Raw genomic sequence first — 3,927 nt, 5'->3', positions numbered from 1 at the left:
GCCTCGCTGAACGGGTCGGCCGACGCCCCGGTGACGGGAAGGCCACCGAAACGTTCCGCAACGCGCGTTACCCTGGCGGGCGTTGACAGGCCGACCGGTCGGCACGAGGGGGGAAGCGGACTGTGACTGCTGGGGGAGGGGCCCAGAAGGCGGCGCCCGAGTTGGCGCGTGAGCTGCGAAGACTGCGCCAGGACAGCGGACTGACGCTCGCGGCGCTCGCGCGGCGCACCAGCTACAGCAAGTCGTCCTGGGAGCGGTACCTCAACGACAAGGCGATACCGCCCCAGCAGGCCGTCGCCGCCTTCGCGGACGCGGTGGGCGTCCGTCCGGAGCCGCTGCTGGCCCTGCGGGAGCGGGCGTACCGCACGGCGGAGCAGGAGCGTGGGCGGGCGGCTGCGGACGACGTGCGGGGACCGGCCGCGGAGGGGGACGGGCGGACGCGGGGGGCCGAGGGGCACGGGCGGGCGAGCGGGGACGAGGGTGCTCCGGTGCCGGCCTCCGGCCCCGTCGCCGCTGCCGCTTCCGCCTCCTCCGCCGCCGGTGCCTCCTCCGCCGCCGCCCACGGCTCCGCCGCCGCACACGGCTCCGCCGCCGCTCCCGCCTCCGCCGCCCACGGCTCCGGTCCGGTGCCCGGTCCGCCCTCCGCCCCCGGGGCGGTGCCGTTGGTGGTGCGGTCAGCCGGGGTGGCCTCGCCCGCCGCTGCCGAGGCGGACGAGGACGGTCATGTGCCGGAGCCGGCCGCGCCCCAGGGCTCGCCGGCCGCGCCCGGGCCGGACGGGGCGGGGGAGCCCCTGCGGGACGCCCCGGGCGGCACCGTCGAGCCGGTGGCCGCGCCGGCTCCCGTACCGCCCGTCGCCCCGGCCGCCGACGGCACGGTGCCCGCCTCCCGTACGCCCTTCGCGCGCTGGGCCGGCGACCGCCGGCTGCCCGCCAGGTGGCTGCCCGCAGCGGTGGCCATCGCCGCGCTCGGCTTCCTCGCGGGCCTCCTGGCCGCCTGGCTCCCCGCGCACGGCGCCGCGACCGGCACGCCACCCCAGGCGACCGCCTGGACGGGCGCGCCCCGGCCCGCCACCGGAGCCGCCCCGGCGGGCGGAGGCGTGACCGTCGGCTGCATAGGGTTCGAGTGCAAGGGCCTGGACCCGCAGCGCGTCGGCTGCCACATCGGCGTCTGGACGGCGGCCGCCGTCCGCGAGGGCGACCTGTACGTGGAACTCCGCTACAGCCCTTCCTGCCGCGCCGCCTGGAGCCGTATCACGGGCGCGTCCGTCGGGGACACCGCCCGCGTGGAGGAGGTCCGCGGCACCGTGCAGGAGCGCTCCGTCCGCTACGACCACGACACCTACTCCCCGATGGTTGAAGCCCCTTACCCGGCCGCCGCACGCGCCTGCGCCGAGCTGGCCGGCGGCCGCCGGCTCTGCACGCCCCAGGGCGGAGCCTCGCCGCTGCCGGAGGCCCCCACCAACGAGGGGCAGAAGGACTGACCGACCGCGTCCGGCGGCCCACGCCGCGGCCCGGGTGCCCGTCCGGTCCCCTGCTCCGGGCGGGCACCCTCCTGTCGCGGGTGCGCCCCCGGGTACGGACACCAGCCTGTACGAACCGCCCACGGAGATCCAGACCCGGGCGCGCGTACGGGACGTCCCGGGACGGGACACCGCGCTGACCTGCGGTTTCCCACACGTCCCACAGCCTGTCGGCCCGCGCCCACCGCACCGGCACGCTCACCGGTACAGCGCGTCGACCTCCGCTGCGTACGCCGCCTCGATCGCCCGCCGCTTCAGCTTCAGCGACGGCGTCAGCAGCCCGTGCTCCTCGCTGAACGGATGCGCCAGGATCCGGAACGTACGGATCGACTCCGCCTTCGACACCAGCGTGTTCGCGGCGATCACGGCCCGCCGTATCTCCTTCTCCAGGCCCGGGTCCCGCACCAGCTCGGCCGGCGGCAGCGGCGCCCGCCCCTGCATGGCCAGCCAGTGGTCCACGGCCTCCTGGTCGAGCGTCACCAGCGCGGCGACGAACGGCCGGTTGTTGCCCACCACCACGCACTGCGCGACCAGCGGATGCGACCGCACCCGCTCCTCAAGGCCCAGCGGCGAGACGGACTTGCCGCTCGTCGTCACCAGGATCTCCTTCTTCCGCCCGGTGATCGTCAGATAGCCGTCCGCGTCCAGCGCGCCCACGTCCCCGGTGGCCAGCCACCCGTCACTCAGCACGGCCCGTGTCGCATCCTGGTCGTTGAGGTAACCGGCGAACACGTTCCGCCCCCGCAGCCACACCTCCCCGTCCTCCGCGATGCGCACCGCCGTACCCGGTACGGGGCGGCCGACCGTGCCGTACTTGGTGCGCTCCGGCGGGTTCGCGGTGGCCGCCGACGCCGACTCGGTCAGCCCGTACCCCTCGTACACGGTGACGCCGGCGCCCGCGAAGAACAGCCCCATGCGCCGCTCCATGGCCGAACCCCCGGACATCGCGTGCCGCACCCGCCCGCCGAACGCGTCGCGCACCCGCCCGTACACGGCCTTGTCGAAGAACTGGTGCCGCATCCGCAACGCCGCCGACGGGCCGGGCCCGAGCCCGAACGCGCGGTGCTCCAGCGCCTCCGCGTACCGCACCGCCACGTCGACCGCCTTGTCGAACAGCCCGAGCCGCCCCTCGGCCTCCGCCCGGCGCCGCGCCGCGTGGAACACCTTCTCGAAGACGTACGGCACGGCCAGCACGAACGTCGGCCCGAACGCGGCCAGGTCGGGCAGCAGCACGTCCGCCGTCAGCGCCGGCTGGTGACCGAGCTTGACCCGGCCCCGTACCGCCGCGATCTCCACCATGCGCCCGAAGACGTGCGCGAGCGGCAGGAAGAGCAGCGTCGACGCCTCGTCGCCGGGGCGGGAGCGGAACACCGGCTCCCAGCGCTCGATGAGCGTGTCCGCCTCGAACATGAAGTTGGCGTGCGTGAGCACACAGCCCTTCGGCCGGCCCGTCGTCCCGGACGTGTAGATCACCGTGGCGACCGACTCCGGGGTCACGGCGCGCCGGTGCCGCTGCACCACCTCGTCGTCGATCCGCTCGCCCGCCTCCACCAGCTCGTCGATCGCGCCGGTGTCCAGCTGCCACAGCCGCTTGAGCTGCGGCAGCCGGTCCACGACCGAGCCGACGGTCATGGCGTGGTCCTCGTGCTCCACGACGCACGCGGTGACGGCCGCGTCGTGCAGCATCCAGTGGACCTGCTCGGCGGACGACGTCGGGTACACGGGCACGGGCTGCGCCCCGACCGTCCACAGCGCGAAGTCGAAGAGCGTCCACTCGTAGCGCGTACGGGACATCACCGCGACCCGGTCCCCGAACCGTACGCCTTGCGCCAGCAGCCCCTTGGCCAGCGCCAGCACCTCGTCCCGGAACTGCTGCGCCGTGACGTCGCCCCACTGCCCGGACGCGTCCTTGCGGCCGAGCGCGATCCGGCCGGGGTCGCTCCTGGCGTGATCGAACACGGCGTCGGCCAGTCCGCCGACCAGCGGAGCCGTCACCATGGGTGGGACTGTCAACTCGCGCAAGGGCCCGCTCCTTGTGACGCTCAGCACAGCGGAGAGTGACGGTACCGCACGGAGAGTTCTGGCGGGAGGGTGTCAGCGGAGCCGGTGCGGAGGCATCGCCACAGGTCAACCACCGGTCCGCCGCGCGACCACATGGTCAACGCGACGGCGGCACGCCGTTACTGACCGGCCGGTAAGGAGCGGTGGCGGGAATCTCCACCGAATCTGTACGGGCCGCTCACACGGACGCCCGGGCAGAGGCATGTGATCGAGGACCGGCGGCGTTCCAGCGGGCGGGCCGCTCGCGCCCCGTGCCGCGCCCCGGGGGACGATGGGGGCAGCACCGCCCCGCGACGAGAGCACACGAACCGATGACGACCCGCAGACCCCGCGGCGCTGGCGCCCG

General features: G+C 75.2%; 2 protein-coding genes. One reads left to right on the top strand and one right to left on the bottom strand.

Annotation, left to right across the window (positions count from 1 at the left end; genetic code table 11):
• Positions 1-122 precede the first annotated feature (122 nt).
• Entirely contained in the window at positions 123-1,481 is a 1,359-nt protein-coding gene (locus tag HTZ82_RS32205; protein WP_309235429.1) for a helix-turn-helix domain-containing protein, read from the top strand.
• 237 nt (positions 1,482-1,718) lie between these two features.
• Here the strand turns inward: HTZ82_RS32205 and HTZ82_RS12350 are convergent, their stop codons facing one another.
• Positions 1,719-3,518 carry a long-chain fatty acid--CoA ligase gene (locus tag HTZ82_RS12350; RefSeq protein ID WP_175409397.1) on the bottom strand — a complete coding sequence of 600 codons (1,800 nt, stop codon included), beginning with the start codon at positions 3,516-3,518 and terminating at the stop codon, positions 1,719-1,721.
• Positions 3,519-3,927 lie beyond the last annotated feature (409 nt).

This window comes from Streptomyces sp. TRM64462, assembly GCF_013362995.1.
Taxonomy (GTDB): Bacteria; Actinomycetota; Actinomycetes; order Streptomycetales; family Streptomycetaceae; genus Streptomyces.
The sequence above is the reverse complement of the archived record's forward strand: the minus strand, read 5'-3'. Positions and strand labels throughout refer to the sequence as shown.